The organism is Rhodoferax sp. LB1P47 (genome assembly GCF_056521445.1).
The window spans coordinates 216,340-229,994 of the sequence record NZ_JBWMAU010000004.1; the positions used below are offsets into that span (position 1 = coordinate 216,340).

The 13,655-nt window shown below is 63.2% G+C and carries 14 protein-coding genes; 7 read left to right on the forward strand and 7 right to left on the reverse strand.

The genetic code is table 11. The features are described 5' to 3' along the window. Positions 1 to 184: 184 nt before the first annotated feature. The 3 genes from AC0969_RS07805 to AC0969_RS07815 all read right to left on the reverse strand — a co-directional run bounded on the left by AC0969_RS07805 (position 185) and on the right by AC0969_RS07815 (position 4,539). On the reverse strand, positions 185 to 544 hold the full coding sequence (locus tag AC0969_RS07805) for a DUF7151 family protein (RefSeq protein WP_479623582.1): 360 nt from the start codon (positions 542 to 544) through the stop codon (positions 185 to 187). A gap of 88 nt (positions 545 to 632) precedes the next feature. Further along, a complete protein-coding gene (locus tag AC0969_RS07810) occupies positions 633 to 2,522 on the reverse strand; it encodes a WD40/YVTN/BNR-like repeat-containing protein (RefSeq protein WP_479623583.1) in 1,890 nt (629 codons plus the stop codon). Positions 2,523 to 2,625: 103 nt separating this feature from the next. Continuing rightward, positions 2,626 to 4,539 carry a WD40/YVTN/BNR-like repeat-containing protein gene (locus AC0969_RS07815; RefSeq protein WP_479623584.1) on the reverse strand — a complete coding sequence of 638 codons (1,914 nt, stop codon included), beginning with the start codon at positions 4,537 to 4,539 and terminating at the stop codon, positions 2,626 to 2,628. 227 nt (positions 4,540 to 4,766) lie between these two features. Between AC0969_RS07815 and AC0969_RS07820 the strand changes: the two genes are divergently transcribed. After that, the gene (locus AC0969_RS07820) at positions 4,767 to 5,450 is read left to right on the forward strand and encodes a response regulator transcription factor (RefSeq protein WP_479623585.1); all 684 of its coding nucleotides are present in this window, start codon (positions 4,767 to 4,769) and stop codon (positions 5,448 to 5,450) included. After that, positions 5,447 to 7,381: a sensor histidine kinase gene (locus AC0969_RS07825; protein WP_479623586.1), complete on the forward strand. Its 1,935-nt coding sequence runs from the start codon at positions 5,447 to 5,449 to the stop codon at positions 7,379 to 7,381. The genes AC0969_RS07820 and AC0969_RS07825 overlap by 4 nt, the downstream gene beginning before the upstream one ends. 6 nt (positions 7,382 to 7,387) lie before the next feature. Here the strand turns inward: AC0969_RS07825 and msrA are convergent, their stop codons facing one another. Next, a complete protein-coding gene (msrA, locus tag AC0969_RS07830) occupies positions 7,388 to 7,963 on the reverse strand; it encodes a peptide-methionine (S)-S-oxide reductase MsrA (RefSeq protein ID WP_479623587.1) in 576 nt (191 codons plus the stop codon). 151 nt (positions 7,964 to 8,114) lie between these two features. On the opposite strand from msrA, the gene AC0969_RS07835 reads away from it, so the two are divergent. The 5 genes from AC0969_RS07835 (at position 8,115) to AC0969_RS07855 (ending at position 12,172) form a co-directional block, all read left to right on the forward strand. Continuing rightward, positions 8,115 to 8,891 (forward strand): YdcF family protein, encoded by a 777-nt coding sequence (locus AC0969_RS07835; RefSeq protein WP_479623588.1) that lies wholly within the window; start codon positions 8,115 to 8,117, stop codon positions 8,889 to 8,891. 74 nt (positions 8,892 to 8,965) lie between these two features. Next, positions 8,966 to 9,634, forward strand: a complete 669-nt coding sequence (locus tag AC0969_RS07840) for a TetR/AcrR family transcriptional regulator (RefSeq protein WP_479623589.1) — start codon at positions 8,966 to 8,968, stop codon at positions 9,632 to 9,634. An 82-nt stretch (positions 9,635 to 9,716) separates the two neighbouring features. Next, positions 9,717 to 10,382: a protein-L-isoaspartate O-methyltransferase family protein gene (locus tag AC0969_RS07845; RefSeq protein WP_479623590.1), complete on the forward strand. Its 666-nt coding sequence runs from the start codon at positions 9,717 to 9,719 to the stop codon at positions 10,380 to 10,382. Between the two features lie 14 nt (positions 10,383 to 10,396). Beyond that, complete coding sequence (locus tag AC0969_RS07850; RefSeq protein WP_479623591.1) at positions 10,397 to 10,729, forward strand: rhodanese-like domain-containing protein; 333 nt, start codon at positions 10,397 to 10,399, stop codon at positions 10,727 to 10,729. 93 nt (positions 10,730 to 10,822) lie between these two features. Further along, positions 10,823 to 12,172, forward strand: a complete 1,350-nt coding sequence (locus AC0969_RS07855) for a TolC family outer membrane protein (RefSeq protein ID WP_479623592.1) — start codon at positions 10,823 to 10,825, stop codon at positions 12,170 to 12,172. Positions 12,173 to 12,277: 105 nt separating this feature from the next. On the opposite strand, the gene AC0969_RS07860 is transcribed toward AC0969_RS07855, so the two are convergent. The 3 genes from AC0969_RS07860 to AC0969_RS07870 all read right to left on the reverse strand — a co-directional run bounded on the left by AC0969_RS07860 (position 12,278) and on the right by AC0969_RS07870 (position 13,653). Continuing rightward, the gene (locus AC0969_RS07860) at positions 12,278 to 12,739 is read right to left on the reverse strand and encodes a hypothetical protein (protein WP_479623593.1); all 462 of its coding nucleotides are present in this window, start codon (positions 12,737 to 12,739) and stop codon (positions 12,278 to 12,280) included. A gap of 62 nt (positions 12,740 to 12,801) precedes the next feature. Next, the gene (gene def, locus AC0969_RS07865) at positions 12,802 to 13,341 is read right to left on the reverse strand and encodes a peptide deformylase (protein ID WP_479623594.1); all 540 of its coding nucleotides are present in this window, start codon (positions 13,339 to 13,341) and stop codon (positions 12,802 to 12,804) included. A 21-nt stretch (positions 13,342 to 13,362) separates the two neighbouring features. Then, entirely contained in the window at positions 13,363 to 13,653 is a 291-nt protein-coding gene (locus AC0969_RS07870; RefSeq protein WP_479623595.1) for a nucleotidyltransferase family protein, read from the reverse strand. Positions 13,654 to 13,655 lie beyond the last annotated feature (2 nt).

Consider the following 13,655-nt stretch of genomic DNA (forward strand, 5'->3'; position numbering starts at 1 on the left):
ATTAAACCCGCAAACTTCAAACACCTAACGGGCATTTTCTGGGCATTAAACCCACACTTCGCGCCCAATTTTGGTCACCCACTGGATCAAAATAAACGTTTCCTACCCCATCGCCCGATTTAGCCCAACCTTTTGATTCCATTGGGATTTTTTGGAATTCCGACCTGCATTCGGGTGGATCAATCTAAACGTCTCCCCCCTTGAGGCCGCTGCTACCCGTAGACCCAGTCGCGCCCGTAGCGCCCAGGCTGCCGTTGCAGACGTATTGGGTGCTGGTGATCTCGCTCGTATCGAGCACGCCGTTGGCGTTGTTATCCAGCCCCGCGTTGATGTAAGCACCGCCGCTGGCACAGTGCAAGCCCACGGCTTCTGTACCCGCCAGCACCAAGGTGGCGGCCTTGGTGCTGGTGGTATCCGTTACAGCCGCTGCCGTGTCAGAGCCACCACCGCAGGCAGAAAGGGCCAACGCGAGGGCCAGGGCGCACAGGGTGAAGCTGGGTCGCCGTGCTGGGCATGGCACGGGCGATGAGAGGGATAGGGTCATGGAAATCTCTTTTTAATAGCTACATACGCAGTAAGGACGTGCGCTAGAGGGCTAAAACACCCTCAACTCTGCGCTACGGGCTGGGCGTTTACTGCACCACAAAACTGCCCGAATAGCTGGTGTAGTCCAGCGGCATGAACACTCCACTGCCCAGGTATTGCAGCTTCATGGAGTCGTATTGCGAGCCGCTGAGGGAGCCGGTGGTGCCGGGAGTGGTGCCGTTGGTGGATGTGGTGTAGATCTGGTCGGCGGTCGCCGCCGCCACCAGTTGGTTGCCGTCAGACGACGAGGCCACTGACCACCAGTAGCGGCGGCTATCGCGTGGCGTCCAGCTCACCCCCGAATCGGTCGAGGTGAAGATCTGACCTTGAATTACAACCGCCACGAGTTTGATGCCGTCAGACGACGAGGCCACTGACCACCATTGGCGGTTGCCATCGCGTGGCGTCCAGCTCACCCCAGCATCGGCCGAGGTAAAAATCTGACCGCCAAATGCCCCCGCAACCAGATTGTTGCCGTCGGCCGATGAGGCGACTGAGGCCCAATCCCGGCTGCTCTCACGCCCCGTCCAAGTCACACCAGTATCGGTTGAGGTGTAGATCAGGCCTCCCTCCACCCCCGCCACCAACTTGCTGCCGTCGGCCGACGAGGCCACCGAAAACCAGAAGCGGTTGTCGTCGCGCACCGTCCAGTTCACCCCAGAATCGGTCGAGGTGTGGATCTGACCACCATATTCCACCGCCACCAGCTTGCTGCCATCTGCGGATGAGGCCACTGAGATCCAATTCCGGCTGCTCGCGCGCACTACCCAGGTCACCCCTGCATCGGTTGAGGTGTATATCTGGTCATTTTGCGTGACCGCCACCAACTTACTGCCATCAGTCGACGAGGCCACCGAGTACCAGGTACGGCTGTTCTCGCGCGCCGTCCAACTCACCCCAGAGTCGGTTGAGGTGTAGATCCGGCCATTCCGCACCACCGCCACCAACTTACTGCCGTCGGCCGACGAGGCCACTGAGCGCCAGCTGCGGACGCTCTCCCGCGCCGTCCAGTTGGCATACGCATTGATGTAGCTGTTCGGCAACGCCTTGGTCACCACCGTTTGCCCAGCGTTTTGCAGCAAGCTCCAACCGCCCGCACCCGCACCGCTGACCTCCACCAGATCACCCACCGCCGGACCCGTGGGCAGCGTGATCGCTACCTGCGCCGCGTTGTTGGCGATGTAGCCGGTGTTGGGCAGCGCCTGCTGGCTGGTGCCCGTCACATTGACCCAGGTCACACCGGGGCCAGGCGCGCCGTCGCAGGTGTAGGTGGTGCTGGTGATTTCTGCCGCATCGAGCACGCCGCTGCTGTTGCTGTCCAGCCCGGCGGTGACCTTGTGGCCACCGTAGGTGCAGTTAGCCCCAGCAGCCTCGCTGGCCACGGCGATCAGGCTGGAGAGGCCGGTGCTGCCTGTCGCCCCGGTTGTCCCGGTTGCCCCTGTGGCTCCGTTCGCGCCCGCAGCGCCTTGGCAGACGTAGTCGGTAGAGGTGATTTCGCTGGTGTCGAGCACGCCATTGCTGTTGCTGTCCAGCCCCACGCTGATCTGCGAACCGCCGTAGGTGCAGTGGCTGCCAGCAGCCTCAGTGCTGGTGCGCACCAGACTGGTGAGGCCGCTGCTACCCGTAGACCCGGTTGCACCCGCAGCACCCAGGCTGCCGTTGCAGACGTACTGGGTACTGGTGATCTCTGCCGTGTCGAGCACGCCGTTGGCGTTGTTGTCCAGCCCGGCGTTGATGTAAGCGCCGCCGCTGGCGCAATGCAGGCCCACGGCTTCTGTACCGGCCAGCACCAAGGTGGCGGCCTTGGCGGTGGTGGTGTCGGTCACGGAGGTAGTGGCCGCCGTGTCAGAGCCACCACCGCAGGCAGTCAGGGCCAACGTGAGGGCCAGGGCGCACAGGGTGAAGCTGGGCCGCAGCGATGGACGATGAACGGACAAGGATAGGGGCATGGCAATAAATCTTTTTTAATAGCTACGTACGCAGGAAGGATGTGCGCTAGAGGGCTAAAACATCCTCGACTCTGCGCTACGGATTGGGCGTTTACTGCACCACAAAACTGCCCGCATAGCTGGTGTAGTCCAGCGGTATGAACACCCCGCTGCCCAGGTATTGCAGCTTCAGGGTGTCGTATTGCGAGCCGCTGAGGGAGCCGGTGACGCCGAGGGTGGTGCTGTTGGTGAATGTGGTGTAGATCTGGCTGCCGTCCGCTACCGCCACCAGCTTGCTGCCGTCGGCGGATGCGGCCACCGATTGCCATTGGCGGCTGTTCTCGCGCGCCGTCCAGTTCACCCCAGAGTCGGTCGAGGTGTAGATCAGGCCGCCGTCCACCACCGCCACCAGCTTGCTGCCGTCGGCCGACGAGGCCACCGATTGCCAGCTGCGGCTGCTCTCCCGCGCCACCCAGTTCACCCCAGCATCGATAGTGGTGTAGATCTGGCCGCCGTTCTCCACCGCCACCAGCTTGCTGCCATCGGACGATAAGGCGACCGATTGCCAGCTGCGGAAGCTCTCCCGCGCCGTCCAGCTCACCCCAGAGTCCGTCGAGGTGTAGATATAACCGACGTTCTCCACCGCCACCAGCTTACTGCCATCGGACGACGAGGCCACCGAGACCCAGTTAAAGTTGCTGCCCTTTGGTGTCCAGCTCACCCCAGAGTCCGTCGAGGTGTAGATATGACCGCCGTTCACCACTGCCACCAGCTTGCTGCCATCGGACGACGAGGCGACCGAAAACCAGTTGAGGCTGAGGCTGCCACCCTGTAGCGTCCAGTTCACCCCAGAGTCGGTCGAGGTGTAGATATGACCGCCGTACAACACCGCCACTAGCTTGCTGCCGTCGGTCGACGAGGCCACAGATTGCCAGTTTTGATTGTTCGCCCGCGCCGTCCAGCTAACCCCTGAGTCGGTCGAGGTGTAGATCTGACCACCGTATAGCAACGCCACCAATTTGCGGCCGTCAGCCGATGAGGCCACTGAGCGCCAGTTGCTTCTGGTCGCCCGCGCCGTCCAGTTGGCATACGCATTGGTATAGCTGCTTGGCAGCGCCTTGGTCACCACCGTTTGCCCGGCGTTTTGCGCCAGAAGCCATCCGCCCGCTCCGGCTCCGCTGACCTCCACCAAATCCCCCACTGCCGGGGCCGTGGGCAGCGTGATCGCCACCTGCGCCGCGTTGTTGGCGATGTAGCCGGTGTTGGGCAGGGCCTGCTGGCTGGTGCTGGTCACCTGCACCCAGGTCACACCGGGGCCGGGTGCGCCGTCGCAGGTGTAGGTGGTGCTGGTGATTTCGCTGGCATCGAGCACGCCGCTGCTGTTGCTGTCCAGCCCGGTGGTGATCTTTTGACCGCCGTAGGTGCAGTGCGCACCCGCAGCCTCGCTGGCCACGGCGATCAGGCTAGAGAGGCCGGTGCTGCCTGTAGTGCCTGTGGCTCCGGTCGCCCCCGTCGCGCCCGTCGCGCCCGCAGAACCTTGGCAGACGTAGTCAGTAGAAGTGATTTCGCTGCTGTCGAGCACGCCATTGCTGTTGCTGTCCAGCCCCACGCTGATCTGCGAGCCGCCGTAAGTGCAGTGGCTGCCAGCAGCTTCGGCGCCGGTGCGCACCAGGCTGGTGAGGCCGCTGCTGCCGGTGGCTCCGGTCGTGCCCGTAGCGCCCAGGCTGCCGTTGCAGACGTACTGGGTGCTGGTGATTTCAGCCGCGTCGAGCACGCCGTTGGCGTTGTTGTCCAGCCCGGCGTTGATGTAAGCACCGCCGCTGGCGCAGTGCAGGCCCACGGCTTCTGCACCAGCCAGCACCAAGGTGGCGGCCTTGGCGGTGGTGGTGTCGGTTCCGGCGGTAGTGGCAGCCGTATCAGAGCCACCACCGCAGGCCGTGAGGGCCAGCGTGAGGGCCAGGGCGCAGAGGGTGAAGCGGGGCCGCCACGATGGATACGGCACGGGCAAAGAGGTGGATGGGGACATGGCAAAAGGTCTTTCAATGCTTAGGGTTACCCGCATAGACACGTGATACGGATTGATACGGGAAGAGCATAAAGATACATACCGTATGTGTCTGTCCCCAGTTTTGGGGACAAGCACCGCCACGGACAGGACACATAATTCAGCTTTTTGTTACAACTCATCCTCCCGGCCGCTGTGAGCTGGCGGTGGCGTCCCCGCAGCCCTTCCCCACACCACCACCGCATGCCATGCCCGAAAAAGCCCACCCAGCCATGATCCAAGTGGCGCTTGTCGAGGACGACGTGGAAGTGCAAACCGCCATCCTGGCCGCCGTGCAGGCGTCACCCGATATGCACATCGCCTGCGTTGCCAGCACCCGTGCGGCGGGGTTGCTGGCGCTGCAACAGCCGCCCGCCGATGTGCTGCTGGTGGACCTGGGGCTGCCCGATGGTTCGGGGATTGATGTGATTCGGGCGGCCAGCGCCTTGTGGCCCAGCTGCGCGGTGATGGTGTGCACCACGTTTGCAGATGAGGCGCATGTGTTGCAGTCGATTGAGGCGGGTGCGTCGGGCTACTTGCTCAAAGACGGCGCAGCGGGCGACATGCTGCATGAAATCCGCAGCCTGCACGGCGGCGGCAGCCCCATCAGCCCCCTGATTGCCCGGCAAATTTTGACCCGCTTTCGGGCCAGCCCCACGGCGGCCCCCGACGCGGTAGCCGCGCGCCAAGACAACGCCGCAGCGGCCTTGTCGGTGCGCGAAAAAGAGGTGTTGGAGCTGATTACCAAGGGCTTCACGGCGGATGAAATTGCCAAATTGATGCAGGTGTCGCAGCACACGGTGCAAACCTATGTGCGCCGCATTTACAGCAAGCTCAAAGTGAACTCCAAGGCCGAAGCGATATTTGAGGCCAGAAACCAGGGTTTGCTGTGACGCGGCGCAATGGCTGGCACCGTTGCTGGCACCGCTGCTGGCAGATTTTTCTGGGGCTTTGGCTGCTGCTCCTTGCGGGCTGCGCACAGGTGCCTGACGGCGATGTGGCGGTGCATTTGCAAGACGCGCAGCTGCTGTCGGTGGTGGGCACGGGCTATACGCCGCCACCGGGCCATGCGGATGCCGCATCGCTGCCGCGCAGTGGCTGGCAGGCCGCCACCCTGCCCCATATTGCAGAGCGCGAATTAGTACCCCATACGCAGGGGGAGACGCGCACCGTCACCGACTGGTATCGGCTAGACCTGCATGGCTTGCCCCGCTCGCCCGCACCCCGCTACCTGTACATCCCGCGCTGGAAAACCATCGGCCAGATCGCGGTGTATGCGGATGGGCAGTTGCTGTATGCCTCCGAAGGCAGCAAGACGCACAACGGCTACAACCACCCGCTGCTGCTGCGGCTCAATCCGGGGGCGGGCACGCTGTCGCCCGCCACGGTGCTGCTGCGCATCGACCGCTTGCAAAGCAGCGGCAGTGCGCTGTCCACGCTATGGGTGGGGGGCGCTCCGCCGCTAGTGTGGCGTTACCAGGTGCGCCAGCTGTTGCAGACGCAGCTGCCTTTTATTGGCGGGGCGGCCTTCTTATCGGTGGGGATTTTTTCGCTGGCGGTGTGGATACGGTTGCGGCGCGATTCGCTGTATTTGCTGTTTTTTGCAGCCTCTGCCATGTCGTTTGTGCGCATGCTGCATTACCACGTGGGCGGCAGCTACCTGCCCATGAACGACCAGTGGTTTGAGTGGATGACCGTGGCATCGCTGATGTGGATTTTGGCGCTGTGCCACTGCTTTTTGGAGCGCCTGCACGCGCACCCGATGCGGGGGCTGACCCCGTCGCTGATCGGCATTACCGTGCTGTGCAATCTGGTCACCCTGCCCGGGGCCGTAGCCCTTTTGCCCAGCCTGACGCTGTGGACACCCATGCTGTACATGCTGTTGTTGCCGCTGGCCGTGTTGATTTTTTTCGATGCCTTGCGCAACGGGTTTCGCACCCGGTCGCGGGAGGTGTGGTGGATGGCGGGCTGGCTGTTTGCCACCACGCTGTGCTGTGTGTACGACCTGGCATTGCAAAACAACCGGGTCAGCCCCGAGGGCATCTACACCAACCCCTACGCCATCATTGGGCTGTTCGTGATGTTTGTGTACATCATGTTTCGCCGCTATGTGGGGGCCGTGGCCGAGGTTGAACAGGCCAATATCCACCTGGCGCAGCGCCTGCACATCCGCGAATCTGAACTGGCCAGCAGCTACGCCCGTTTGCGCGAAGTAGAGCACCGCCAAACGCTGTCCGACGAGCGCCTGCGCCTGACGCAAGACATGCACGATGGGCTGGGTTCGTCGCTGGTAACGGCGCTGCGGGTGGTGGAGAGTGGGCGCATGACGGATGGCGCGCTGGGCGAAATCTTGAAGGGCTGCATCGACGACCTGAAGCTGACGATTGACTCGATGGAGCCGATAGAAGCCGACTTGCTGTTGCTGCTGGCCACGCTGCGCTTTCGGCTCGGGCCACGGCTCAAGGCGGCGGGTGTGCGCCTGCACTGGGAAGTGCAGGATTTACCCAAGCTGGAATGGCTGAATCCCCGCAACGCGCTGCATATTTTGCGGATCTTTCAAGAAGCCTTTGCCAACATCCTGAAGCACACCCAGGCCACCGAGATCCGCGTGCGCACCGCCGTGCAAGGCGATGGTGTTGAGGTCACCATTGAAGACAACGGCCAAGGATTCGACCTTGACAGCACGCTGCTCCAGCCGACGGGGCGGGGGCTCAACCACCAGCAACGCCGGGCGCAGGCGATGGCGGGCAGCGTTCACTGGACATCCGGCCACGCAGGAACCTGCTTTGCGCTGTGGTTGCCGCTGCGTCCACAGCGGGAGTGAGCCGGTCTACGAATGTTTGACCAAATTCGCAAACGTCTTGCGAAACTTCTCTACCTTGGGCGCGGCCACCATCAGGCAGTAGCCTTGGGTGGGGTGGTTGGCAAAGTAGTCTTGGTGGTAGGCCTCGGCGGGCCAGTAGTTGGCCAGGGGCCGCACCTCGGTGACCACCGGCTTGCGGTAGGTGCCGCTGGCGGCTAGCTCGGCCAGCACAGTCTCCACCACCGGTAACTGCCCGGGTTCGCTGGTGTAGATACCACTGCGGTACTGGGTGCCCACATCGTGGCCCTGCTGGTTCAGCGTGGTCGGGTCGTGGATGACAAAGAAGATTTCCAGAATCTCGCGCAGGCTGATGGCCGCCGGGTCAAACTCCAGCCGCACCACCTCGTTGTGGCCGGTCGTGCCGCTGCACACCTGCTCGTAACTGGGGTTCTGGAGCGTGCCGTTGCAATAGCCGCTTTCCACATCGGTAATGCCCTGCACCTGCACAAAAACGGCCTCGGTACACCAAAAACAACCGCCTCCTAGGGTAATTACTTGACGTGGAGTGGAAGCAGAAGGTGTAAGAGAAGACGTTTTTTGCATAGGCTGCTTTGTACTCTTATTTACACAGCCTGGACTTGTACACTCGGTTTGATAGTAAATTTACTTGCACTGTGGGCAAGTATTTACTACAAGCAAAAAGTGCCTCTGGCGCATATTCACATTGCGCGTGCAGCTATAAATAAGTGAGCAAATGACTTTAGGTGAATTCAAACCCCTGCTGACCGCCCTGGCCCTGCCCCCGGTAGCTCCACTGTTGCTGGCGTTCGGCGGATTGCTGCTGCGCAGGCGCCGCCAACGGCTGGGGGGCGGGTTGTGCCTGCTGGCCTTGGCCGGGCTGTGGCTGCTGGGCTGCAACGCGGTGGCGGTAGGGTTGGCGCAGACCATCCTGCCGCAAGTACCCGCCCTGCCTCCGGCCCGCGCAGCAGCGGTGTTGCAGGAGCAACAGGTGCAGGCGATTGTGGTGCTGGGCGGCGGCATCAAACCATTCGCACCCGAATACGCCACCGCCCAGCCCAGCGTGGATACCGCCACCCGCCTGCGCTACGGCGTGTGGCTGGCCCGGCAGTCGCAGCTGCCGCTGGCATTTACCGGCGGCGTAGGTTGGGCCAACAGCCACACCAATGCCCCGTCTGAAGGCACCGTAGCCCGTGCGGCCGCGCTGCAAGATTTTGGTGCCACGCTGCGCTGGGTCGAAGACCAATCGCGCGACACCGCCGAGAACGCTACTTACCTGCACGCCCTGCTGGCCCGTGACGGCATCCAGCGCATTGCCCTGGTGACCCACGCCTGGCATATGCCGCGTGCGCAGCAGGCGTTTGAACGGGCCGGCTTTACCGTGCTGCCCGCGCCCACCGGCTTTACCTTGCCCCAGCAGCGCAGCCTGCTGGAATGGCTGCCAACCCCCCAGGGCCTGCAAGCCTCCCGCGAAGTCATTCGAGAATGGTTAGGGCTGTTGGTGGCGCGGTAATGGCGCGGTAATGCCACACATTGACGTGCGCCCCACGCACGGGCTATATTAATAACCCGTTAGTCAGTAACCCCATGCCCACACCGCCTACCCCGCCCTCCGCAGACCCCTCGCCCAAGCGCGCGCGCCGCAAGGAAGAGCGGCCCGGCGAGCTGCTGGCAGCGGCGCTGGACCTGTTTGTGGAAAAAGGTTTTGCCGCCACCCGGGTAGAAGAAGTGGCCCAGCGCGCCGGGGTCTCCAAGGGCACGCTGTTTTTGTATTTCCCCAGCAAGGACGCGCTGTTCAAGGCCGTGGTGCGGCACAGCCTGTCGGGCCGCTTCACCGAGTGGGATGCCGAGATCGAGGGCTTCACCGGCAGCAGCGCCGACCTGTTGCGCCACGGCATGCAGAGCTGGTGGGAGCGGGTGGGCAACACCCCGGCAGCAGGCATCACCAAGCTGATGCTGACCGAAGCCCACCACTTCCCCGAAATGGCCGCCTTCTACCAAACCGAGGTGGTGCAGCCCTACCACAGCCTGGTGCGGCGCATCTTGCAGCGCGGGGTAGACAGCGGTGAATTTGCCCCCCTGGACGCCACCGCGATCGACATGGCCACCTACGGCGTGACCGGCCCGCTGGTGTTTCTGGCCCTGTGGAAGCACGCCATCGGCCTGCCCTGTGCCCCCGCCACGCTAGACCCGCAACAGTACATCGCCGCCCAGCTCCACACCTTGCTGCACGGGCTGTGCATGCGGCCAACGTAAATGGCGGGCAAACCGCCAAGACACGCCACGTTCCCCCCCTAAAATCCAAAGCTATCCTTGCATCTAGACCCAAAGAACCACCATGACCACCACCGCCCAGCTTGAACAGTTCCGCTTCAACATGATTGAGCAGCAAATCCGCCCCTGGGATGTGCTGGAGCCCACCGTGCTGGCGCTGCTGCACACCGTCAAGCGCGAGAATTTTTTGCCTGCCGCGCAACAGGCTTTTGCCTTTGTGGACATGGAAGTCCCGCTGCCCGGTGGCCAGTGCATGTTGGCCCCCAAGGTAGAAGCCCGTGCCCTGCATGACCTGAAGGTCCAGAAGCACGAGAAAGTACTGGAAATTGGCACCGGCTCGGGCTACATGGCCGCCCTGCTGGCCGCCAGCGCCCACAGCGTGCTGTCGCTGGAAATCCTGCCCGAACTCGCCACCCTGGCACGCAACAACCTGCGCAATGCGGGCGTGCGCAACGCCGAAGTCCGCCAGGCCGACGGAGCCCACGGCGCAGCGGCCGACGGCCCGTTTGACGTGATCGTGCTCAGCGGCTCGGTGGCTGCTGTGCCCGAGGACATCCTGGCCCAGCTCAAGGTCGGCGGCCGCCTGTTTGCCGTGGTAGGCCAAGAGCCCATGATGTGCGCCAACTTCATCACCCGCACCAGCGACACGGCATTTGCCACCACCAACCCCTGGGACACGGTGGCCCCGCGTCTGGTGCACTTTGCCGAACCCTCCAAATTCTCGTTCTAACCGTTATCTGATCCATGATTGCCCAAATCTCCCCCGCCGACCTGCCCCAGTGGCTGCAAAGCCAAACCACCCCCCTGGTACTGGATGTGCGCGAACCCGGTGAATGGCAGGCCGCCAGCGTGCAGGCCGATGGCTTCACCTTGGTGCAACTGTCGATGGGCGACATCCCGGCCCGCCTGGCCGAGCTGGACCCCCACCGCGCAATAGCCTGCCTGTGCCACCACGGCGCGCGCAGCCAACGGGTTGCCCAGTTTTTGCTGCAAAACGGTTTTGACAACGTGGTCAACATCGCCGGTGGCATCGACGCATGGTCGCTGCAACGCGATGCCAACGTGCCCCGCTATTGACAGGACTTACGCAAGCCCCCCTGTGCGCCCAGAGGGCGACACAGGGGGCGCTGCGTAAGTCCTAATTGATGTCTTGAAATTGGAAATGTAAGGATGACCATGCACCGCTTCCCGCTCGCCGCCCCCGCCGTGGTACTTGCCATTACGGCCGCTTTGGCCGCTTTCACTGGCGCTGCGCAAGCGCAAAGCTTGGTCGAACTGTATGACGCAGCCCGCGCCACCGACTCCACCTACCAGTCGGCCAAGGCGCTGTATGACGCGAATCTGGCCAAGGCCGACCAGGCCAAAGCCGGCATCTTGCCCACCGTGGGCCTGTCCGCCGGGCTGAACCGCAGCCTGCTCGAAGCCCGCAACCCGAGTTCCGAAAAAGACTACACCACCCAAACCGCCACCCTCAGCGGCTCGCAGCCCCTGTACCGCCCGGCCAACCGCATCGCCTACACACAGGGCATGAAACTGGTGGATGTGGCCCAGGCCCAGCTCCAGGTGGCCGAACAAGACCTGGTGGTGCGCGTCGCCCAGGCCTACTTTGACGTGCTGGCGGCCCAAGACACCCTGGCCTTTGTGCGGGCCCAAAAAACCGCCGTGGGCGAGCAACTGGCCTCGGCCAAGCGCAACTTCGAGGTCGGCACCGCCACCATCACCGACACCCGCGAAGCCCAGGCCCTGTTCGACCTGGTGCGCGCGCAAGAAATCGCCGCCGACAACGACGTGGTGGTCAAACGCCTGGCACTGGACACCCTGGCCAGCAAGGTCAACGCCCAACCCACCCCCTTGGCGCAGCCGGTGGTCTTGCCCGCGCTGCAAGCCGCCGAGATCAGCACCTGGGTACAGCAAGCCGAAAGCCTGCAACCCAACGTGCTGCAAGCCGTGGTGGCTCTCGACATTGCCCGGCTCGAAACCCAAAAAGCCAAAGCCGCCCACCTGCCCACGCTAGACCTGACGGCGGGCTACAACGTCAACCGCTACCCCAACGGCACCAGCAGCAGCGGCAGCCTGCCCGGCGCGCGCAACAACACCACGCAGATCGGCCTGAGCCTCAACATCCCGCTGTTTGCGGGCTTCGCCATCCAGAACCGCGTCCGCGAAACCCTGTCGCTGGAAGACAAGGCCCAGGCCGACCTGGATGCCATCCGCCGCGCCGTCGTACAGGCCACCCGCGCCGCGTTCTACGGCGTGCTGTCGGGCATTGGCCAGGTCAGCGCCCTGGAAGCCGCCGAAACCTCCAGCCAGATCGCGCTGGATGCCAACAAGCTCGGCTACCAGGTCGGTGTACGCATCAACATCGACGTACTGAACTCACAAAGCCAGCTCTTCCAAACCAAGCGCGACCTGGCCCAGGCCCGCTACAACGTGCTGCTGGGCGGCCTGAAACTGCGCCAAGCCAGCGGCAGTTTGAAGCCCGAAGACTTGCAGGCCGTGAACGCCCTGCTAGTGCGGTAATTGCTATTTAAATAGCAGCTGTAAGCGCATGTGGAATATGCGCTAAAGGCTGTTTTTTTATAAATTATTAACCCCCGGTTTCGGCAGCCACCGTGCGGTCCATCGCTACGGATTAGTGGCCGTGGCGGGCACCGGGTTGACCGGGGATAGCGGGGAAGGCGGCATGGGCATTGACAGATAGGCGTCCGCATTGCGAACCTCCATCCCCCAGGCCACCGCAGCCCGGCCTTGGGCGGTATGGCCATAGCCAAAGCCACTGGTGCCATTGCGCACGCTGAAGTTCAGCGCCACATCGGGGCCGCCTGGGCAGCGCAGCACCAGCACCCCGGCAGCGGTCGCCAGATACCGCAGGTCGCCCACGCACACCCTCTCAGAGTCTTTGGTGGCACGGAGTTGCAGCGTGCCGGTGCGGTCGGTAAACAGCGTGGCCGTGCCCTCCAGCCGCTCACCATCTACCACCGCATAGGCATCCACCTTGCTGGCCATCCAGCCACGGGCTTTTCCATCGATCTGGGCGCAGCCCACCAGGGTCAAGGCCAGCAAGCTGGCGGATAAAAGTGCTTTCATGGCCGAATCTTAGTGCGGCAGCTTGGGAGGAATCGGACCGTTAAAGCCCGAAAAACCCGCTTTTAATCGTCGTCTGACGGGTCTATCCCGGGAAACAGCACCTCGGTGTAGCCCAGCTGCGTCAAATCCCGCATCCGCGTGGGGTACAGCCTGCCGATCAGGTGGTCGCACTCGTGCTGCACCACGCGGGCATGGAAGCCGTCTACCGTGCGGTCGATCGCGTCGCCATACTGGTCAAAGCCGGTGTAGCGGATCTTCGCCCAGCGCGGCACCAGCCCACGCAGGCCGGGCACGGACAAGCAGCCCTCCCAATCGCTTTCTTCCGCATCACCGATAGGCGTGATGGTCGGGTTGAGCAGCACCGTGGGCGGCACGGTGGGCCGGTCCGGGTAGCGCGGATTCGTATCCGCCGTGCCAAACACCACCAGTTGCAAATCCACCCCAATCTGCGGCGCCGCCAGCCCCGCGCCGTTGACCGAACGCATGGTGTCCAGCATGTCGGAGATGAGCAGGTGGAGTTCATCGGTGTCGAATGCAGTCACCGGCTGGGCCGTGCGCAGCAGGCGCGGGTCGCCCATTTTGAGGATGGTGTGGAAGGTCATAAATACTGTTGAAGAGCCCTGTCAGACATGCACGGCATCGCGTTCTACAAAAGGCCGCAGCTCAGGGCGCAAGGCTTTGTCGGTTACCAGATCCACGGAGCAGCCCAACAGGTCTTCCAGATAAAACTGCACCCCGAAATAGCGGGCCGAGGTGGCCGGGCCGTCGAAGGCGACAAGAACGTCCACGTCACTACGGGCCGTGGCGGTATCGCGGGCCATGGAGCCAAACAAGGCCAGTTGAACCACGCCGAATTTGTGGGCTAGAGTGGCTTTGTGCTGGGTCAAAAGCCCAAGAGTGGTTTGGCGGTCCATGG